This is a genomic window from Dactylosporangium vinaceum (assembly GCF_019904175.1).
GTDB lineage: Bacteria > Actinomycetota > Actinomycetes > Mycobacteriales > Micromonosporaceae > Dactylosporangium > Dactylosporangium vinaceum.
The window spans coordinates 8,356,458-8,370,719 of record NZ_CP061913.1 but is presented as its reverse complement, the minus strand read 5'-3'; the positions used below and the strand labels follow the sequence as shown (position 1 = coordinate 8,370,719).

Sequence of the window (14,262 nt, the reverse complement as noted above, 5' to 3'; positions counted from 1 at the left end):
GCGGGTTCCACAATGGACGATCTGGTCATGGAGGCCATCCGGCGCAGTGTGCTGGAGGTCCTTCCGGAGCTCGAGGCGAGTCAGGTCACCGAGGAGGTGTCGCTGACGGATCTGGGCGCCAACAGCATCGACCGCACCGACGTGGTGACGATGACGATGGACGACCTGGGCGTCAGCGTGCCCGTCGGCGAGTTCCGCGACGTGCGCGACATCGGCTCCCTGGCCCGGCTGTTGCGCAGGCACTCGCCGTGACCGCGCCGTGTGAGGTGGTGGTCACCGGCACGGGTGTGCTGTGCTCCACCGCGGCCGGCACGGAGGCGTTCGCGGCGGCGCTGCGCGACGGCGTCTCCGGCATCGGGCTGCGGCCGGTGCTGCACGAGGCGGAACAGGAGGGCCTGCGCCCGACGCTGTCGGCCGACCTGCGCGGCTTCGACTTCCGGGCCGCTGTCGCGGTCCGGGCGAGCCTGCCCGAGCGGCTGCGGGCGAGCGCCGTCCGGGTCGCCGGGCGGGCCCCGCTGGCCATCCGGGCGGCTGTCGCGGTCGCCCTCGAAGCCTGGGAGTCCGCGGCCCTGCACCGCGCGCCGGTGCCGGCGGACCGGATCGGCATCGTCGTGGCCGGGCACAACCTCGGCGGCCGCTACGCCGAGGAGGTCCGCCCCCGCTACTCGAACAGCCCGGTGCACCTGCCCGCGCGGTACCCGCTGCGATTCATGGACACCGACCACGTCGGCACGGTGAGCCAGGTCCTGGGGATCACCGGCGAGGGCTACACGGTCGGCGGCGCCTCGGCGAGCGGGAACGTGGCCATCATCAACGGCAGCCGGCTCGTCGCCGCCGGGGCCGTCGACGTGTGTCTCGTGCTCGGCGCGCTGACCGACCTGTCGGCGATGGAGCTGCAGGGCTTCTACAACCTGGGCGCGATGGCCGGCGTCAACGGCGACGGCGCCCCGCACGAGCGGTGCCGCCCGTTCGACGCCGACCGGGAGGGGTTCGTGCCCGGCCAGGGCGCCGCCTGCCTCGTGCTGGAGTCCGCGGAGTCGGCGGCCCGGCGGCGCGCACCGGCGTGGGCCCGCGTCGCCGGGCACGCGCTGCGGCTGGACGGCAACGGCCTGGCCGACCCCAGCATCGACGGCGAGAGCTGGGTGATGACCCGGGCCATCCACCGCGCCGGGATCGGCCCGGACCGCATCGGTTACGTCAACGCGCACGGCACCGGGTCCACCAAGGGCGACGAGGTCGAGCTGACCGCGCTGCGCGAGGTGTTCCCGCCGGAGATCGCCGGGCCGTGGGTCAACTCCACGAAGGGGCTGATCGGGCACTGCCTGTGCGCCGCCGGTGTGGTGGAGGCGGTGGCCAGCCTGGTGCAGATGCGGGAGGGGTTCGTGCACCCGAACGCCAACCTCCGCGCGCCGATCGACCCGGCCCGTCGCCTGGTCGGCGCACTGGCGCAGCCGGCCGAGATCGGCTACGCGATGTCCAACGGCTTCGGCTTCGGGGGCTTCAACACCAGCGTGGTGTTCGGCCGGCCCGATCGCGGATAGGGAGGTACCCCGATGTACACCGACATGCGATTGCTGCCGGACTCGGCCCGCTGGCTGGCCGGCAGCGCCGATCCGGCCGGGTCGGACGCGGCGATGCGGGTGTTCTGCTTCGCGCACGCGGGCGGTGGGTCGGCGATCTTCCGGCCCTGGCGTTCGCTGCTCGGGCCGGGCGTCGAGGTCTGCCCCGTCGTGCTGCCGGGCCGGGAGTCCAGGGTGCGGGAGCTGCCGTACCGCCGGATGGAACAGCTGCTGGACCCGCTGTGCCAGGCGATCGAGCCGTACCTGGACCGTCCGTTCGCGTTCCTCGGGCACAGCCTCGGCTCGATCATCGCCTTCGAGGTGGCCCGCCGCTTCCCGCCCGCCGGCCTTGTCGTGTCCGGGCGGCGGGCGCCGCGGCTGGCCACCGCCCGCCGGCTGTTCAGCTCCCTGCCGGACGGCGAGTTCCTCACCGCGATCGGGCACCTGGGCGGCACGCCCCCGGAGGTGCTGCGCGAGACCCAGCTCATCCGGATGATGATGCCGGCGTTGCGGGCCGACTTCGAGCTCAACGAGGCCTATGCGGTGCTGCCCGGGCCCCGGCTCGGCTGCCCGCTGATCGCCTACGTGGGCATCGAGGACCCGGAGGTGAGCCGCGCCGAGCTGCTGGCCTGGCAGGAGGAGACGACGGGGGAGTTCACCATGCGGGTCTTCCGAGGCGGCCACTTCTACCTGAAGGGCGACCGCGGGGACGACCGGTCGGACGTGACATCGGCCCTGCGGCAGGATCTGGCCCGGGTGTTCGGCTTCGGAGCGCAGCCGTAGCCGCCGGCGGCCGGCAGCACCCGGGCCGGCCCGCCGGGTGCCGCCGCCCCGGCAAGGTGTCTAGAGCCAGTCCTGCAGGGCCGCGTACACGCCGAAGGTGAACCTGGAGCTGGCGCCGGCCCGGGTCATCATGACGCCGATGGTGCGCCGGACGGTCCGGACGGAGGTGCCGAGCTGGCGGGCCACCGCGTCGTCCTTCGCGCCGGTGGCCAGCAGTCGCAGCACCGCCCGCTCGCTGGCGTTCCAGCCGGTCGGCTCGGCGTCGGGCTCCGGCAGGGCCCGGCCCTGATTCCAGTGGCTCTCGAACAGTGCGACAAGGGCCGCGACCATCGATTCCTGCCGGATGATCACGGCGCCGTCGGTGTCGTTGTCCGGCGAGCGGGGCAGCACGGCGGTAGTCGAATCGATGACAATCATGCGCATGGGCAGGGCGGCGCAGGTCCGTATTTCGGCGCCGGCCTTCACCATTTCCTGGGCGTATTTCAGGCCCTCGGGATCGAACGCGATGGTGTCCAGATAGATGGTCTTCATGCGCACGCCGCGGCTGAGCGCGCTGAGGTCGAGCGGGCGGCTGGCGGCCCGGGTGGCGCTGGGATTGCGTGGTCCGGGGCTGAAGGAGAGCACCTCCTCCTTCGCCGACATGGCCAGCTCCTGCAGCCGTAATCGCACCGTCGGCAGGTCGGTCAGCTGCTGGGCGAGGCGGTCGGAGTCGCCGCGGCCGGTCATGCCGCCGTAGGCGGACAGGATCGAGCTGAACGTGTCGGCGCTCTGCTGGAGGAACTCCTGGCGCTGGTTCAGCGCGGCCTGCTCCCGGGCGAGCAGGCTCTGCATGGCCGCGAGCGGGCTGACGGCGACGAGCCCGCCGTGCTCGCTCTGCGTGTGGTTGAGCAGGGCCAGGTCGGTCAGCCGGTTGAGGATCGCCCGGACGGCCGCCTCGGTGCAGCTCAGCCGCTCGGCGAACTGCTGGAGGTCCAGCCCGGGCTGTTCGAGCAGGAGATTGTAGGCGGCGGCCACATGATCGTCGATGACGGCGCCGTCGATGATCGCCTCGTCGGGTGCGCCGTCGCGGACCGAGTCCGCCATGGTCGTGTGCTTCGCTGCGAACGGTGGTTGCGTCACGCCGCCGACCCCCTTGCAAACGTGCTTGTGCCTTGGTCTCGCCCGTTTCCAGGTGACCAATCCATGGTGATGCTAGCCGCCGGGGCGCGCCACTTGAGAGTGATCAACGCAAGTTGATGCTAACGCCCCAGGCCCGGCTTACCAGCAGATGGAGCATCGGCGACGATGGGTTTCCAGCGCGTTTCGCGAAGCGGTCGGACGGGCCTCGCCCGGGCTCGGGCGCCGGTGGCATACCCGCCGCTCCCGGACATTTCCGCCGACGTCGGCGGGGCCGCCGGGACCTGCTCGACCCGGGCGCTGAACTCCTGCATTGCCGGGTGCTTTGCTGGGAAAATCTGTGGTGATTTGTCGGGCACTTCTGTCGCTTTCCCGACAGTCTGGGTCTCAGATGCTGGACGTGGTCGAGTTCACGTCCGGTTGGGACCGAATGCCGGACGTCGCCCAAATTCGGCTAATTGACAGCTAGTACTCCAACGTCACTTCGCGGCTGGGTGCGGCGTGGCGTGGGCATGAAGACGGCCACCGCGGTGATCATCGATGGTTTGTGAAGACAAAAGAAGATCAAGCGGTGGCCGCGTGCCACAGCGTAGACCCTGAGCGGTGGGGTGCGCTGCTCGACACTGGCATGGCCCGCATCGCCGGCCGGTTCGCCCGAGCCGAGGTCCGCCGGACCGCGGCGGCGTTCGTCGCGGGTCTGCTCTCCACGGTAGAACGCAAGACCTGCTGGTCCTTGGCCGAGCACGCCGGGCATCCGGATCCGCAGCCGATGCAACGGTTGCTGCGTAAGGCGGTGTGGGACGCCGACGCCGTCCGAGACGACACCCGCGACCTGCTGCTCGAACAGGTCAGTCACGCCGACGGCGTGCTGATCGTCGATGAGACCGGCTTCGTCAAGAAAGGCCGATCCTCGGTCGGGGTCCAGCGGCAGTACACCGGTACCGCGGGCCGGATCGAGAACAGCCAGGTCGCGGTGTTCCTGGCCTACGCCTCCCCGCGCGGTCGTGGTCTGATCGACCGGCGGCTCTACCTGCCCGAAGCCAACTGGTGTAACCAGCCAGACCGGCGCGCCCGAGCCGGCGTGCCCGACGACACCGTGTTCGCCACCAAACCGGCCCTGGCCCGGCAGATGCTCACTGCCGCGTCCGTCGCCGGCGTTGCAGCCAGCTGGGTCACCGCTGATGAGGTCTACGGCGCCGACCCCGACCTGCGCGCCGACCTCGAAGCCCGTGGTGTCGGCTACGTCCTGGCGATCGGCTGCGACCGGCGAGTCCGCATCAACCACGGCCGCACCATCATCCGCGCCGACACCCTGACCGCCCGTGTCCCCGCCGGCAGCTGGCAGACACACAGCTGCGGCCCGGGCGCGAAAGGACCACGCACCTACCAGTGGGCCTGGATCACCACCGCCACCCATCCCGGCGAGCATCGCTGGCTGCTCGTGCGCCGCAACCCGCACACCGGCGAAGTCGCGTTCTACCTGTGCTGGTCACCCCGGCCGGTGCCGCTGCGCGTGCTGGTCCGGGTCGCGGGCAGCCGATGGAGCGTCGAAGAACTTTTCCAGACCGGCAAGAACGAGATCGGCCTGGACCACTACCAGGTCCAGACCTGGACCAGCTGGCACCGGTTCATCACCCTGGCCATGCTCGCCCTCGCCCTGCTCACCACGCTCGTCCCAGCACCCGAGCCGGTCACCGAACCCGACCTGCAAAGCCCCACGATCGCGCTCACCGTGCCCGAGACCCGCCGCCTCCTCAACGCCCTGACCCTCCACCGACCCATCGATCCCAGCCACGCCCTGCGCTGGTCACTTTGGCGACGAACCGTCCAAGCCCGCGCCCGCCGATCCCACTACCAGCGCAGACTCACACGCAACGGCTGAAGTGACGTTGGAGTACTAGGTGCCATGGCACCTCCTGCGCCGTTCAAGTCGCTGACAAGGGGCGTTGCGTCTCGCAGGCTGAGTGGGACGCCGACGGGGACAACCAGCCGGATCGGCGCAAGCCCGAGCGAAGAGGAGCCAGCCATGTCAACTCCAGTCGAGTACACCACCACCCGGGTCGGTTCGCAGCGCAACCTCCGCACCCACGGCGCCGCGAGCGGTGACGGATTCGAGTGGGGCTTCGGCAGCTCCGACATGAACGGCAGATAAACCATGTACGCCGTCGAGCTGTGCTTCACCGTCGACGCCGGTAGCGTTCCGCCCTCCATCGAGACGATGGAAGCGAGCATCCGGCGCAACGATCGGCGGGAGACGACAAAGATTGAGCATCTGCGGGTGCGAAAAGCTCTCGGAATGATGTATGTCGTCGTATTCATCACGGCCGAGGCGGCGACCGAAACACGTGGCTTTGCTGAAGAGGTGGGCCCAACGGTGGCCGACGAGTTACGACATGTGTCTTACAGCGGATTTCGGATCTGGACCGGCGATGAGTTCGGCACGGAAGGGATGCGATCGTGAACAAGACGTTGAACAGGAAGAGCGGTCGATGACGGTCACCGCACTGACACCGGCGAGCCTGGGCATGCACTCGGACCTGGGCGGCACGCTGAGCCGGCTGATCCGGGCCGAGGCCCTCTGCGCCTCAACCATCAAGGTCGGCCGGCGCGAGGTGGTCTACGGCTGTCTCGACGGCGACCGGAGCCTCTACCTCGTCGAGCAGGGCCAGGTGAAGGCCGTCACCCCCTCACGCGAGGGGAAGGAGTGCCTCCTCGGCATCTACGCCGCCGGCGACGTCTTCGGCGAGCTGTGCCTCGTCGGCAGCGACCGGATGGAGACCGTCATCGCGATGACGCCGACCGTCTTACGGCGCATCTCCGCGGCGAAGGTCCTGTCGGCCCTGGCCGACGCCGGGCTGCGCGGTGAGTTCGTCCGCTACCTCGCCCAGCGTCTGTTCGAGCAGCAGCAGCTCATCATCGGGCTGGTGACCGCCGACAGCGAATACCGATTAGCGGCGATACTGCTGCACCTGGCCCGCAAACACGGCAAGCGCGAGGAACACCTCCTGCGCATCGAGGAGCGCATCACCCAGGAAGAGCTGTCCGGCATGGTCGGCACCACCCGGTCGCGCGTCGGCTACTTCCTCAAACGTTTCCGCAACGCCGGTCTCGTCGCGACCCGGGACGACTGCTTCCTCCTCGTCGACGAACCCCGGCTGGACGACTTCATGGAGTGTGGCTACGCCCCGGCGGCCCGCGATATCCGGCGCCCCCAGGTGTCCCACTACACCGCGGCGTAGTGACACGGGCGGTACCGCTGCCCAGTTTTGAGTATCTCCTGAACCGACGCCGGGCTGATCCTCGAGGACGTGACCCTCGCCATCGCCCCCGCGCTCTCCCAGCACCAGGTGCTGATCTTCCTTCTCCAGCTCGGAACCCTGCTGCTCGTCGCGCTCTGTCTGGGCCGGCTGGCCCGGCGGTTCGGCCTGCCGGCCGTCGTGGGCGAGCTGACCACCGGCATCCTCCTCGGCCCGTCCGTGTTCGGCTCGGCATCCCCCGGGATCGCCGGCTGGCTGCTGCCGGCCGACGCTGACCAGGCCCATCTGCTCGACGCCGTCGGCCAGCTGGCAGTCCTGCTGCTGGTCGGCATCGCCGGCGCACACCTCGACCTCAAACTCATCCGGCGACGCCAACGCGTGGTGACCCGCGTCGGCGCCGGCGGTCTCCTTGTCCCGCTCGCGCTCGGCATCGGCGCCGGCTGGCTCCTGCCCGGGCAGCTGCTCGGGGCGAAGGCCGACCGCCTCACGTTCGCGCTCTTCCTCGGTGTCGCGCTGTGCGTCAGCGCGATCCCGGTCATCGCCAAAACCCTGTCCGACATGCGGCTGCTGCATCGCGACCTCGGCCAGCTCACCCTGGCCGTCGCCGCGATCGACGACGTCGTCGGCTGGTTCCTGCTGTCGCTGGTCTCCACCATGGTGCTCACCGGCATCGGACCCGGCGGCATCGCCCTGTCGGCGGCGCTGCTGATCGGGTTCGTCGTGCTCGCAGTGGTCGCCGGGCGGCCGGCGGTACACCTGGCGTTGCGGATCGCGGGCCGGTCGGAGGACCCCGGCCCGGCCGCGGCGACAGCGGTGGTCCTCATCGTGCTCGGCGCGGCCGCCGGCCAGGCGCTCGGGCTGGAGGCCGTATTCGGGGCGTTCGTGGTCGGCCTCCTGATCAGCGGCGCCCGCCCGGCCGACCGGGCGCGGCTCGCCCCGCTGCGGACGATCTCGATCTCGGTCCTGGCGCCGATCTTCCTCGCGGGTGCCGGCCTGCGCATCGACCTCGGCGCGCTGCGGGACCCGGGCGTCCTGCTGGCCGGGGTGGTCATGCTGCTGCTGGCCACGCTCGGCAAGTTCGCCGGGGCGTACCTCGGGGCGCGGCTCAGCCGGCTCAACCGGTGGGAGGGTCTCGCGCTCGGCGCCGGGCTCAACGCGCGCGGGGTCATCGAGGTCGTGGTCGCCACCGTGGGGCTGCGGCTCGGGGTGCTGAGCACCGCGTCCTACACGATCGTCGTCCTGATCGCCGTGCTGACCTCGGTGATGGCCCCGCCGATGCTGCGCTGGGCGATGACGCGGATCGAGCAGAGCGCCGACGAGCGCCTGCGGCTCGCCGCCTGGGAGGCCCCGGCCCTGGATGTCGCCGACGGTCGCTGATCAGCCCTGCGTCATGCTCGCCAGCCGGGTGACCGTGTTCCAGTTGCGCAGGGTCGCGGTCACCGCCAGGCTCTTCTCCCAGACGTCCCCGCTGAGCAGGGTCATCTTCACGGTCTCGGGGCAGAACAGGTAGGTCTCCCGGCCGCGGACGGCGAAGTCGGCGCCGAAGAACGCGGCCGGGCCGAGCGCGTTCGTGGTGTGCACCAGGGGTGCTTCGGACAGGAACGCGACGAGCAGCCGGGCGGGGTCTGCGGTGCGCTCGGGCATGGGGTTGCCGGCCACCACCGCGGCGAGGTCGTCGCGGCTGCGGACCAGGACGCGGACCCGCAGCCGGAACTCGGCTTCGATGGCCGCTTCCAGGCGGGTGGCGAGGTCGTCGGCCCCGGCGGCGGTCGCGCCGAAGATCACGTTGCCGCTCTGCAGGTGCGTGACCGCGTCCGGGTGGCCGAGCTCAGCGAAGATCTCCCGCAACCGCTGCATGGCGATCCGCCGGCTGCTGCCGACGTTGATACCCCGCAGCAGCGCGACGTGTGGCATCGATTCGGGCACAGTGCATCCTACTTTTGGAAGGTCGCCAGCTCCGCGCGGTGCACCACGAGCGTGCGCGGTCGCTCCACGGGCAGCAGGAACGCCGCGAGCGCGCGACGGATGCTGCGCTCCACGTCGGGCGACTCGGTGGCCACGTGGACGTCGAGGTCGAACACGGCGGACCCGTCGTCGGCCGCGGCCCGCACGACGCTGCACCGGACGACCTCGGGCAGCGACTGCACGTACTGGCGGACGTCGTGCAGGGACACCTTCTCGCCGCGCACGACCAGGAAGTCCGACAGTCGGCCGCGGAAGTACAGGTAGCCGTCGTCGTCGAGCTCGAACAGGTCGCCGGTCGCGATGACGTCCGGCGCGGCGAGGGTCCGCTGCGTGGATCCGAGCTTGCGGACGAGTGCGGTGTCGGTGGCGACGAGCAGCTCGCCGGCCGGAGCGTGGCCGGGCACCGGCCGGGTCGAGACCGTCACCCCGGCGAGGGGCAGGCCCACCGAGCCGTGGCGGTGGGCGGGTTCGTCGTGGACGGCCAACGTGGACACCCGGGGGCCGGCCTCGGCCAGGCCGTACGTCGCATACAGCTCCAGCCACGGATGGCGGGCGCTGAGCGCGCCGGCATGCGCCGGGTCGAGCCGGTCGCCGCCGACGGTCAGCATCCGCAGCGTGGCCGGCAGGCGCCGGTCCTGGCTCAGCAGCAGCCGCGCGATCGTCGGCGTGATCGACGAGGACGTGACGTCGTGGCGGTGCAGCGCGGCCTGATAGTCGACGGGCGAGAACGGCGGCCCGGCGATGACCAGCCGGGCGCCGGTGGCGAGCGCCGCGAACGCCTGCGCGACGATGGCGTAGGAGTAGTACAGCGGCAGGTTCACCAGCATGGTGTCGTCGCCGCGAAGGTGGACGGCGTCAGCGTGGCGCCGGGCGTTGCGGGTCAGCGACTCCAGCCGGTGCAGGCAGGCGCTGAACATGCCCGAGGTGCCGGACGTGAGCATCAGGACGTGGTCCGGGGCGATGACCCGTGGCCGGGGCAGCGTCACCGCCTCCGCGTCACCGACCTTCCGGACCGCTGCGGTGCCGTAGCGGCCGGGTTCGAGCCGGGCGGCGATGACGGCGCCGGCGCCGAGCTCGCCGGCGATCCGGGCGATCCGGGCCGACGGTGTCGCCGGGGAGATCGCGACCGGGACCGCGCCGGTGAGGAGGACGGCGAAGTAGTGGGTGAGCTGTCGCCGGCCGTTGGCCATGGCGATGACGACCGGGCTGCCCTCCGGCAGACCCAGCCGGGCCAGGTCGGCCATGACGTCGGTGAGGTCCGGGCCGGGTCCGGACTGGCCGAGGTCGACCGACCGGTCGAGGAGCCGGGTGACGTCGGCGGCTTCGAGCGGGGTCATCGCACGACCGCGCAGCGGGCGACGGGCCGGCCGGCTTCGATCGCGTACGTGGCCAGGACCACGTGCCGGGCGTGGCCGTCGCGCAGCCAGCCGGCGGCGACCACGGCGGCGACCGGGAGGCCCTCGTCCGGGGGCATGGTGAGGGTGAGGCTCGGGCCGCGCAGCTTTCCGCGGATGCAGGGCAGGCCGGCCAGGACACCGGGATTGGCGCCGGCGAACCGCAGCGGCGACACCACGCCCCGTTCGGCGCTCGCCGCGATCGACGCCATCGTGGTTGCCGAACAGATGTCGCTGACCACGATCACCGCTACCTCGTCGGGTTCGATCGCCGTGGTTCGCAGCGCACCGCTTGTTCGCAGCGCACCGCTTGTTTGCAGCGCGCCGCTTGTTTGCAGCGCGCCGGACACCGCGGTGTTGACGAGCCAGCCGGCCGGGTCGACGTAGAACGACGGGGCGTTGCGGGCATCGGCCGTGTCGGCCTCGCCGTACGCCAATGCGATCATGGTCCCACCCTTTCGAAGAGCAGGCAGGTGTGGAAGCCGCCGAAGCCGAGCGTGACACTGGCACCCAGACGCCCGTCGAAGGCGACCGGGCCGCCGATCGCGACGGGCAGCGGGAAGTCCGGCATGGGCGCGTCGAGTCCGTAGACGGGCGGTACCTTCCCGTCGCGCAACGCCAGGATGACCGTGATCGCCTCGATGGCGCCGGTTGCCCCGAGGCTGTGCCCGAGCGCGCCCTTCGTGGCGAAGACGAGCGGGCGGTACCCCTTGTCGCCCTGGTTTGCGAATACCCGGCGCAGGCTCACGCTCTCGACGGCGTCGTTGAGGGGTGTCCCGGTGGCGTGCGCACTGACGATGGCGACGTCCCCCGCGGACCGGCCGCTGAGGCTGCGTTCGATCGCGAGGACGACGCTGTCACCTGACGGATCGGGCGCGGTCAGGCCGGCGGCGTCGTTCGCCGAGCCGGCGCCGCGCAGCACGGCGAGTGCCGTCGCGCCCCGGCGGCGGGCCGACGCGGCCGACTCGAGGACGAGGAAGGCGGCGCCCTCGCCCGGCACCATCCCGTCGTGGCGCTCGTCGAAGGCCCGCAGCCGGTCCTCGCTCATCGTGCCGAGCGCGGAGTGGCCGAGCCGCTTGGCCGCGGTGACGATGTCGACACCGCCGGCCAGACACACGTCGGTGACCCCGGAGCGGATCAGCTCGGCGGCGACGAGGATGCTGTCCGCCCCGGCCGAGCAGGCGGTGCTGACGCAGACCGGGCGGTGGGGATGGCCGACCTCGTTCGCCGCGGCCCGGGCCCAGTCGTCGAGCGCGGCGGCGGGCTCGTCGAGATACGGGCCGTAGCTCGTGCCCAGGACCACCCGGCATCCCCGGCCGCGCGGGTCCAGCCCGGCCGAGTCGAAGGCCTCGGCAAGGGTACCCACGGCCAGCTGCAACTGACGCTCGGAGGGCGACAGGTCCGCCGGCACCGATTCGACGGTGGCCGCGAGCGTGGTCCGCAGCGGATGCGGGGACGGCAGCTCACGCAGGCCGTGCGCGCCGGCGAGCAGCGCGCCCCAGACCCCGTCGAGCGTGGAGCCCAGTGGGGTGGTCCACGCCATCCCCGTGACGAGGACCTCGCCGGGATCCGGGTTCGCGTCGTCCACGGCTACGGCGCGGCCACGGTCGCCGGCAGCAGCCGGTCCACGAGCGCGACGACGGTCCGGATCGTGCTGAAGTTCTCCGGCGTGAAGTCGTCGTTGCTGATGTCGATCCCGAACCGGACCTGACACTGCACCCGCAACTCGACGAACCCGAGCGAGTCGAGCCCGAAGACGTCGCGCAGGCTGTCGTCGAGCCCCATTCGCGACACCGGTACCTCGACATAGATCTCGGACGCGAGAATGTCCTTCACGGACTCGATGACATCCATTTCCAGGCGCCTTTCGTTCGGCCGGCAGCGTCCTCCCAGCGTCCCCGTCCCCGCCACCCCCGGCTGGTCACAATTGAGCAGAGCCCGCCACCGACCTCACCGAACCCGATGCGAGCTCGACCGGCCGACGCAGGTGGGCAGGTGGTCGTCGGAGCGAACACGGCGAGCATCTGCACCACCATCCGGCCGGCCGGCGCGGCGGTGTCGAGTGGTCCGGTGGCCGAGCAGAGCGCCACGCCCGCGCGGCCGAGTTTCGGTTGGGTGGTGGCGGGCGAGCAACCCAACGGAGTTCCGTGCCGGCCGTATCGGGTTGAGCGGTGTCACCCAACGGTGTTGGGTAGTGCTACCCAACCGTGTTGGGGCGGTATCACCCAACGGCGCCGCCGACCCGACGAGCCCGCACCCAACAAACCTCAGCCATGCCTGGGAGCTTCCAACTGGCGCGCGAACGGTTGGACCGCACATGTCCGGGCCACAGTCCAAAACGACGAACCGCCGCTTCACCGTACGTCCGCAGGGCGACCGGATCGGTTGTCCACGCCGCCCGGTCCGGGCCGAGGTGCGCCGCCGGTCCGGGCGCCTGGACCGGCGGCGCGCTGGGATGTAGTGCACCGGCCCTCCCGACGCGGCGCCGCGTTGGTTCTGAGCCTTGGGACCTCAGCGCCGCCACCCACACGCAGCCCACGACGCGCCGCCTCGTGCCGGCACCGCATCGGCTGCGCCGCCAGCCTCCGGAGCCCAGCCGACCGCAACGGGCAGGCGTCAGGGCAGGCAGACCGGCGGGCGTACCCCCGGGCGTACCCCCTACCGCCACACCGGTGATCAACCGTGCCCCAACGGCACCTAACCAGCCTGGTAGGAGCCCATGACCGGCAACCCGGGTCAACCCCGAAATATCCCTACGGGGGGCTATCCCCGGCCGGGGGTGACCCTTTCCCGGCCGACTCGGTGTGCACGTTCGTCGACAGCGCCGGCGTCAGCCGCCGGCACCGCCCGGCCGAGCTGCCCGGCCGTCCTGGCACGATGGGCTCGCCCGGGTAGCAGTCGCCGCCGTCGAGGACCGCGGCGACGGTCGATGCGGCCGGGCGGCGGGTGGTTTCGCTGTACCGCAGCCGTCCGGCCGCGACGAGCTGCAGCACGGCGTGGAGGTTGGCCTGGGCGTGTGCCGCGGTGGGCCGGGTGGTGTCAGCCGTCGAGTCCGGCCAGTTCGAGGCGTTCGAGCAGGCTTGGCTTGCGGGCGTGTGCCGCTCGGAGGGCTGTCAGGAGCCGGTGGAACGGTGCCGGGTCGCCGTTGCGTTGGGCGACGTCGCGGAGGTCGACGAGCAGTTGGACGGCGGTGTCGTACTCGCGTGGCTTCTTCGTGGCGATGAGGGCGTCGACGTGTTGCCAGGCGGATGCCTGGTCGGCGGCGACTGCGTCGAGGTGGCGCTGCCGTTCGGCCGCCGCGGATCGTTATTGTCGGATCCGGTCGCGTTCCTGGCGTGCGGCGAGCTGATGCTCACGTTCGGCTCGCCGGTCCGCGGCAGCGCTGAGCAGTTGCCCGGCGGTGCGTGCGGGGGTCGTCGGGCGCGGTGGATGCTCGGTGCGGTACCGGCGCAGCAGTTGCCCGCGAAGTTGCCTGTCCGTGCCGGTGATGAGGGCGGCGAGGATCGCGTCTTTGTCGCCCGCGGGCAGTGCGGTGACCCATTGCCGCAGTTGCGCGTCGGTCGGCTCGCTGGCGTCGGTCGCCGCGGAACGGTCGGCCGCGGCGGCGATGAGGTCGGGGTCGATGCACAAGAAGTCGGCGGCGGCGGTCAGTGAGGCGCTCAGGGTGCCCAGACCGGCCGGGACCGCGGGCTCGGGTTCGTCGTCGCGGAGTTCTCCGGATTGGGCGCAACGTAGCCAGCCGAGGTAGAGCAGGCGAAGGTCGCCGGCGGCGAGGTCGGACCGCGCGGGGATGACCGAGCCGAGGATGCCGTGCCCGTCGATGTCCCATTCGTCGGTACCGTCTTCGTCCTCGCGGTTGAGGCAGACGATGAGGTGCTTGCCGCTGGTCCAGGCGAACGCGCTGTCCCCGACGCAGTATTCGGCGGTGGTCGCCGGGTCGAGAACGGCTTTCGGCAGCCGCAGCATGAGCCGCCGGGTGCCCCAGTTCGCCAGGTACAGGTGGGCGTCGAAGTACCGCTCCATCAGCGTGCGCGGGTCGCCCTTGAAGTCGCCCCATTCGTAGGTGTTGACGAAGCTGGTGGCGGTGATGTCGGCTCGGGTGGACAACGACCGCAGCTCGCTCTGCTGCCGCGCGGTCAGCGCCTGGTCGAGCGCGGTGAACTCGTAGTACTGGTATTCGCTCACCGG

General features: G+C 71.4%; 16 protein-coding genes. 8 read left to right on the top strand and 8 right to left on the bottom strand.

What is annotated here, in order from left to right:
• The first annotated feature begins 12 nt into the window (after window positions 1-12).
• From Dvina_RS37620 to Dvina_RS37610, 3 genes are read left to right on the top strand one after another with little or no spacing between them, the layout of a single operon-like run.
• Complete coding sequence (locus Dvina_RS37620) at window positions 13-252, top strand: phosphopantetheine-binding protein (RefSeq protein ID WP_246655582.1); 240 nt, start codon at window positions 13-15, stop codon at window positions 250-252.
• Complete coding sequence (locus Dvina_RS37615; RefSeq protein ID WP_246655581.1) at window positions 249-1,541, top strand: beta-ketoacyl synthase N-terminal-like domain-containing protein; 1,293 nt, start codon at window positions 249-251, stop codon at window positions 1,539-1,541. The genes Dvina_RS37620 and Dvina_RS37615 overlap by 4 nt, the downstream gene beginning before the upstream one ends.
• Before the next feature lie 12 nt (window positions 1,542-1,553).
• Entirely contained in the window at window positions 1,554-2,342 is a 789-nt protein-coding gene (locus Dvina_RS37610; protein ID WP_246655580.1) for a thioesterase II family protein, read from the top strand.
• 60 nt (window positions 2,343-2,402) lie between these two features.
• Here Dvina_RS37610 and Dvina_RS37605 read toward each other — a convergent pair whose 3' ends face one another.
• On the bottom strand, window positions 2,403-3,425 hold the full coding sequence (locus Dvina_RS37605) for a LuxR C-terminal-related transcriptional regulator (protein ID WP_223094308.1): 1,023 nt from the start codon (window positions 3,423-3,425) through the stop codon (window positions 2,403-2,405).
• Window positions 3,426-4,086: 661 nt separating this feature from the next.
• On the opposite strand from Dvina_RS37605, the gene Dvina_RS37600 reads away from it, so the two are divergent.
• The 5 genes from Dvina_RS37600 (at window position 4,087) to Dvina_RS37585 (ending at window position 8,092) form a co-directional block, all read left to right on the top strand.
• Window positions 4,087-5,340, top strand: coding sequence for an IS701 family transposase (locus Dvina_RS37600; protein WP_223094306.1), 1,254 nt, complete (start codon window positions 4,087-4,089; stop codon window positions 5,338-5,340).
• Window positions 5,341-5,484: 144 nt separating this feature from the next.
• A complete protein-coding gene (locus Dvina_RS55385) occupies window positions 5,485-5,610 on the top strand; it encodes a hypothetical protein (RefSeq protein WP_261959843.1) in 126 nt (41 codons plus the stop codon).
• 3 nt (window positions 5,611-5,613) lie between these two features.
• A complete protein-coding gene (locus Dvina_RS37595) occupies window positions 5,614-5,919 on the top strand; it encodes a hypothetical protein (protein WP_223094304.1) in 306 nt (101 codons plus the stop codon).
• A gap of 28 nt (window positions 5,920-5,947) precedes the next feature.
• Entirely contained in the window at window positions 5,948-6,697 is a 750-nt protein-coding gene (locus tag Dvina_RS37590; protein WP_223094302.1) for a Crp/Fnr family transcriptional regulator, read from the top strand.
• A gap of 69 nt (window positions 6,698-6,766) precedes the next feature.
• Window positions 6,767-8,092, top strand: a complete 1,326-nt coding sequence (locus tag Dvina_RS37585; RefSeq protein WP_246655579.1) for a cation:proton antiporter — start codon at window positions 6,767-6,769, stop codon at window positions 8,090-8,092.
• Here the strand turns inward: Dvina_RS37585 and Dvina_RS37580 are convergent, their stop codons facing one another.
• From Dvina_RS37580 to Dvina_RS37550, 7 genes are all read right to left on the bottom strand, one after another.
• Window positions 8,093-8,641, bottom strand: coding sequence for a DUF1697 domain-containing protein (locus Dvina_RS37580; protein WP_223094300.1), 549 nt, complete (start codon window positions 8,639-8,641; stop codon window positions 8,093-8,095).
• Window positions 8,642-8,649: 8 nt separating this feature from the next.
• Window positions 8,650-10,017 (bottom strand): class I adenylate-forming enzyme family protein, encoded by a 1,368-nt coding sequence (locus Dvina_RS37575; RefSeq protein WP_223094298.1) that lies wholly within the window; start codon window positions 10,015-10,017, stop codon window positions 8,650-8,652.
• The gene (locus tag Dvina_RS37570; protein ID WP_223094296.1) at window positions 10,014-10,520 is read right to left on the bottom strand and encodes a hypothetical protein; all 507 of its coding nucleotides are present in this window, start codon (window positions 10,518-10,520) and stop codon (window positions 10,014-10,016) included. Before Dvina_RS37570 ends, Dvina_RS37575 begins: the two co-directional genes overlap by 4 nt.
• Window positions 10,517-11,662 (bottom strand): beta-ketoacyl-[acyl-carrier-protein] synthase family protein, encoded by a 1,146-nt coding sequence (locus Dvina_RS37565; RefSeq protein WP_223094294.1) that lies wholly within the window; start codon window positions 11,660-11,662, stop codon window positions 10,517-10,519. The genes Dvina_RS37570 and Dvina_RS37565 overlap by 4 nt, the downstream gene beginning before the upstream one ends.
• A 2-nt stretch (window positions 11,663-11,664) precedes the next feature.
• Window positions 11,665-11,928 carry an acyl carrier protein gene (locus Dvina_RS37560; protein WP_223094289.1) on the bottom strand — a complete coding sequence of 88 codons (264 nt, stop codon included), beginning with the start codon at window positions 11,926-11,928 and terminating at the stop codon, window positions 11,665-11,667.
• Window positions 11,929-12,827: 899 nt separating this feature from the next.
• Entirely contained in the window at window positions 12,828-13,067 is a 240-nt protein-coding gene (locus tag Dvina_RS37555) for a hypothetical protein (RefSeq protein ID WP_223094286.1), read from the bottom strand.
• A gap of 313 nt (window positions 13,068-13,380) precedes the next feature.
• Entirely contained in the window at window positions 13,381-14,259 is an 879-nt protein-coding gene (locus Dvina_RS37550; RefSeq protein ID WP_246655578.1) for a hypothetical protein, read from the bottom strand.
• Between the last annotated feature and the right edge of the window lie 3 nt (window positions 14,260-14,262).